This window comes from Caballeronia sp. (genome assembly GCF_049581465.1).
Classification (GTDB): domain Bacteria; phylum Pseudomonadota; class Gammaproteobacteria; order Burkholderiales; family Burkholderiaceae; genus Caballeronia.
Genome location: NZ_JBAUSA010000198.1, coordinates 1 through 5,062, shown reverse-complemented (window position 1 = coordinate 5,062; position 5,062 = coordinate 1). Strand labels below are relative to the sequence as shown.

The following is a 5,062-nucleotide window of genomic DNA, read 5'->3' as shown; positions in this document are numbered from 1 at the left end:
GTGTGAATGCGGCGTGCAGAGGACCATGTGAACCGATCCTGAGTGCCTCGCAGGCATTCACTTTCAAACCGTAGAGCCGTGAGACCGTGGACTCGCGACCGGGGTGCCGTACAACGGCTCCCCGGGTCACCGAGCGCTTACTTCGAGATCGTCTGCGCACCCTTCAACCGGCCGAACGCGCCTTCGAGCAGCGCCTTCAGCTGCTCGTAGTGCTTTGCGTAATAGCCGACTGCCGGGGAAGCCGATGCCGGACGGCCGCTGTATGCCAGCTTCTGTCCTTCACGCATGCCTTCCTTCAGGTGGTGCTCGACGTAGAACCACGCGCCCTGGTTCTGCGGCTCGTCCTGAACCCAGACCACGTCCGTCGCGTGTTCGTACTTCTTCATTTCCGCGTCGAACTGCTTGTGGGCGAACGGATACAACTGCTCGATACGAATGATCGCGACGTCCATTGCCTTCGATTCGCGGCGATGCGCCACCAGGTCGTAATACACCCGGCCTGAACACGCGATAACACGCTTGACCTTCTTGGGATCGACCGTGCCGTCCACTTCGCCGATGATCGGCTGGAACGAACCCTTCGCCAGTTCCGACAGGTCCGATACAGCTTCCTTGTGACGCAGCAGCGACTTCGGCGTTGCGATGATCAGCGGCTTCCTGAACAAGCGGATCATCTGGCGGCGCAACAGGTGGAAAATCTGCGCTGGCGTGGTCGGCTGGACCACTTGCATGTTGTGATCGGCGCACAGTTGCAGGAACCGTTCGATACGTGCCGACGAGTGCTCCGGACCTTGACCTTCATAGCCGTGCGGCAGCAGCATCGTGAGACCCGACACGCGGCCCCACTTCACTTCGCCCGACGAGATGAACTGGTCGATCACGACTTGCGCGCCGTTCACGAAGTCACCGAATTGCGCTTCCCACGCGACCAGCGTGTTCGGCTCAGCCGTGGAATAGCCGTACTCAAAACCGAGCACCGCTTCTTCTGACAGCACCGAGTCGATCACGGTGAATTTCGCCTGGCCTTCCGCGATGTTTTGCAGCGGAATGTAGGTGCCGTCGTTCCAGCGTTCGCGGTTCTGATCGTGCAGCACTGCGTGACGGTGCGTGAACGTGCCACGGCCCGAATCCTGGCCCGTGAGGCGAACCGCATAGCCCGACGCCACCAGCGACGCGTATGCCAGATGCTCACCCATGCCCCAGTCGAGCTTTGCCTCGCCACGGCCCATTGCGCGGCGATCGTTGATCACGCGCTCGACCAGCGGATGCACCTTGAAGTTTTCCGGGATCGTCGTGATGCGTTCGGCCAGGCGCTTCAACTCTGCCAGCGGCACGGCCGTGTCGGCGGCGTCGGTCCACTTGCGGTTCAGGAACGGCACCCAGTCGACCGCGTACTTGCTCTTGTAGTTCGAGAGCACCGGATCGACCGTGTGATGACCGTCGTCCATCGCCGTACGGTATGCCTTGGCATACCCATCAGCATCCTCAGCCGTGATGACGCCCTGCTGCACCAGCTTTTCAGCGTACAGCGCGCGTGTGCCCGGATGCTTCGCGATCGTCTTGTACATCAGCGGCTGCGTGACCGCCGGCGTGTCCTGCTCGTTGTGACCCAACTTGCGGAAACAGATGATGTCGACAACCACGTCCTTGTGGAACTGCATGCGGTAGTCGATAGCCAGCTGCGTGCACAGCACGACCGCTTCCGGATCGTCGCCGTTCACGTGCAGCACCGGCGCTTCGATCATCTTCGCCACGTCCGAGCAATACAGCGTCGAACGCGCGTCGCGCGGGTCGGACGTCGTGAAACCGATCTGGTTGTTGATGACGATATGCAACGTGCCGTGGGTGCCGTAACCGCGCGTTTGCGCGAGGTTCAGCGTTTCCATCACCACGCCCTGACCGGCGAAAGCCGCGTCGCCGTGAATCTGGACCGGCAGCACTTGCAGGCCGTCGACGTCGCCGCGGCGATCCATCCGTGCCTTCGCCGAACCTTCAACCACCGGGTTCACGATTTCAAGGTGCGACGGGTTGAACGCGAGCGACAAGTGCACCGGACCGCCATCCGTCGATACGTCCGACGAGAAGCCCTTGTGGTATTTCACGTCGCCGGCCGGAAGGTCATCGACGTGCTTGCCTTCGAATTCCGCGAACAGGTCCGCCGGCATTTTGCCGAGCGTGTTCACCAGGACGTTCAGACGTCCACGGTGCGCCATGCCGATAATGATTTCCTGCACGCCGGCTGCACCCGCGTGACGCACGACTTCATCCATGGACGCGATGAAGCTCTCGCCGCCTTCGAGCGAGAAACGCTTCTGGCCGACGTATTTCGTGTGCAGGAAGCGCTCGAGCCCTTCAGCAGCCGTCAGGCGCTGAAGAATGTGCTTCTTCTTGTCGGGGGAGAAATTCGGGGTGGAGCGGATCGATTCGAGCTTTTCCTTCCACCAGCGCTTCTGTTCCGGATCGCTGATGTACATGAACTCGGCGCCGATCGTGCCGCAGTACGTGTCGCGTAACGCCTTGACGATATCGCGCAGCGATGCTTGCTCAAAACCGAAGTACAGGTTTTGCGCGTGGAACGCCTGGTCCATGTCGGCTTCGGTGAAGTCGTAGAACGCGGGCTCGAGCTCGGGGATGGCCGGGCGCTCGCGGCGCTTCAGCGGGTCCAGATTGGCCCATTGCGAGCCAAGGAAACGGTACGCACCGATCAGCGATTGAACGAAGACCTGCTTGCGCGCAGTCGCGAGTTCACCGCTGCTCTCACGCGGCACAAAGCCATTGCTTTTTGCGCGTTGGGCGAAGGATTCCACGATCGGGCCATGGGCCACGTCGTTGTGATTCGACCCATCCGACGCAGGCGTGTTCTGCAACGCGTCGAAATAGGTACGCCAGGTGTCCGGCACCGACGCGGGATTGTCGAGGTACGCCTCGTATTGTTCTTCAACATACGGGGCATTACCGCCGAACAAATAGGAGTTCAGCTGGGAATTCTTCATCATTTTTACGCTCACCTTTCTTCGAGTTTCTCGAGAAATAGCGGGTTACTCAACCTTCCGCAACACGGCCTGACCGTTTAGCGGATTGCGCGAATCAAGTCTGCTTGGAAGGACCTAAAGCTTGGCAATGCTTTTTAGAGCATAGCACAGATCATTGTGTCGACGGGCCGATGGTCGCACCCGAGAGGCTTGTCGGGCGGCCTTTCAAGAGACTTTCGCGAATAAGCGAGGCCACGAATGCAGGATTTCCGGGCAATAAAAAAGCCACCCGAGGGTGGCTTTTTCCATACGAATGAAGCACAAAGCTTAGTCGACCGCGCCCTTGCGGCTCGCGCTGCGACGCTCGGTCTCTTTCAAGTAGCGCTTGCGCAGGCGAATGGACAGCGGCGTGACTTCGACCAGTTCGTCGTCGTCGATGAATTCGACGGCGTACTCCAGCGACATCTGGATCGGCGGGACCAGACGCACGGCTTCGTCAGTACCCGACGAACGCACGTTGGTCAGTTGCTTGCCCTTGATCGGGTTGACGACCAGGTCGTTGTCGCGGCTGTGAATGCCGATAATCATGCCTTCATACAACGGATCGCCCGGCGACACGAACATGCGGCCGCGATCCTGCAGCTTCCACAGCGCATACGCCACCGCAGCACCGTCGTCCTGCGAAATCAGCACGCCGTTACGACGTTCGCCGACTCCGCCTTCCTTGACCGGCTGATACGAGTCGAACGTGTGGCTCATCAAGCCCGTGCCGCGCGTAAGCGTCAGGAACTCCGACTGGAAGCCAATCAGGCCCCGCGCGGAAATACGATATTCGAGACGCGTACGGCCACGGCCATCCGACGCCATGTCGAGCATTTCACCCTTGCGACGGCCCAACTCTTCCATCACGCCGCCCTGGTTTGCATCTTCCATGTCGACGGTCAGGTTTTCATACGGCTCGTGCTTCACGCCGTCGACTTCCGTCATCACCACGCGCGGACGCGACACGGCGAGTTCGTAGCCTTCACGACGCATGTTTTCCACCAGGATGGTCAGGTGGAGTTCGCCGCGACCCATGACTTCGAACGTGGTTTCGTCGCCGGTTTCATTCACGCGCAACGCCACGTTGTGATTCAGTTCCTTGAACAGGCGGTCGCGGATCTGACGGCTCGTCACGAACTTGCCTTCGCGTCCAGCCAGCGGCGACGAATTCACCAGGAAGTTCATGGTGAGCGTCGGCTCGTCGACGGTGATCATGGGCAACGCTTCCGGGGTATCCACGGCGCAGATGGTCACGCCAATACCGATTTCCTCGATACCGTTGATCAGCACGATGTCGCCGGCTTCAGCGGACTCAACCTGAACGCGCTCCAGACCCTTGAACGACAGCACCTGGTTGATCTTGCGGTTGAGGATCGCGCCGTCCGGACCCGTGCGCACGGCGACCGCCATGCCTGGCTTGATGCGACCGCGCGTGATCCGGCCAATGCCGATCCGGCCAACATAGCTCGAGAAATCGAGCGAGGTAATTTGCAGTTGCAGCGGCGCGTCCGGATCAGCCGGGCGAACCGGAACGTGTTCCAGGACGGCGTCGAACAGCGGACGCATGTCGCCTTCGCGAACGTCCGGATTCAGGCCGGCATAGCCGTTCAGGCCCGACGCATAGACGATCGGGAAGTCAAGTTGCTCTTCCGAAGCACCAAGCTTGTCGAAAAGATCGAAGGTCTGGTTGATCACCCAGTCGATCCGCGCGCCCGGCCGGTCGACCTTGTTGATCACCACAATAGGCTTGAGCCCCAGGGCCAGTGCCTTCTTTGTCACGAAGCGCGTTTGCGGCATCGGGCCTTCGACGGCATCGACCAGCAGCAGCACCGAGTCGACCATCGACAGGACGCGCTCCACTTCGCCGCCGAAGTCGGCGTGTCCGGGTGTGTCGACGATATTAATGTGCGTGCCTTCGTACTCGACCGCGCAGTTCTTCGAAAGGATCGTGATGCCACGTTCCTTTTCGATGTCGTTCGAGTCCATCACCCGTTCCACGACGGCCTGGTTCTCACGGAACGTGGAGGTCTGGCGTAGCAACTGGTCGA

2 protein-coding genes are annotated in these 5,062 nt (G+C 60.4%); both read right to left on the bottom strand.

The features are described from left to right. Positions 1–137: 137 nt before the first annotated feature. On the bottom strand, positions 138–2,996 hold the full coding sequence (locus tag WCA53_RS04925) for a 2-oxoglutarate dehydrogenase E1 component (protein ID WP_423906249.1): 2,859 nt from the start codon (positions 2,994–2,996) through the stop codon (positions 138–140). Between the two features lie 303 nt (positions 2,997–3,299). Then, positions 3,300–5,062, bottom strand: a 1,763-nt coding sequence (typA, locus tag WCA53_RS04920; RefSeq protein ID WP_423906246.1) for a translational GTPase TypA, incomplete at its 5' end; no start/stop codon positions are given.

Excerpts from the sequence above, each read along its gene's own strand:
- WCA53_RS04925 (WP_423906249.1), bottom strand. The coding sequence starts at position 2,996 with ATGATGAAGAATTCCCAGCTGAACTCCTATTTGTTCGGCGGTAATGCC.